Annotated in this window: 1 protein-coding gene; it reads right to left on the bottom strand. The window is 37.7% G+C overall.

All coding sequences use genetic code 11. The features are described from left to right. Positions 1-448, bottom strand: a 448-nt coding sequence (locus C0Z19_RS29245; RefSeq protein WP_500472330.1) for an oxidoreductase dimerization domain-containing protein, incomplete at both ends; no start/stop codon positions are given.

Genomic DNA, 448 nt, shown 5'->3' on the forward strand with positions numbered 1-448 from the left:
ATCCTAATTCCATCAACACTTCAGAGATGGAAGGATGTGCGTGTGTTGTTAGTCCTAATTCTAATGCCGAGCCATTCATGAACTGTAACAGTGATGCCTCATTAATCAATTCTGTTACATGTGGACCAATCATATTAATACCCACAATTTCTTCAGTTGATTGATCAATCACCATTTCGCTATACCCTTCGTTTGCGTCATGACTATCAATCACTGCTTTACCAATTGCTTTAAATGGTACTTTAAAACTTTTAACTTTCATTCCCTCTGCCTTTGCCTGCTCAATGTTTAAACCGATAGAAGCAATTTCAGGTTGTGAATAAATACACTTAGGCATCATGTTATAGTTTACTGGGATTGGGTTCCCTTCAAACATATGATCGACAGCCACAACACCTTCTTTTGATCCAACATGTGCCAATTGTAATTTTCCAATACAATCACCAGC

The organism is Trinickia soli (assembly GCF_002879855.1).
GTDB classification, from domain to species: Bacteria; Pseudomonadota; Gammaproteobacteria; order Burkholderiales; family Burkholderiaceae; genus Trinickia; species Trinickia soli.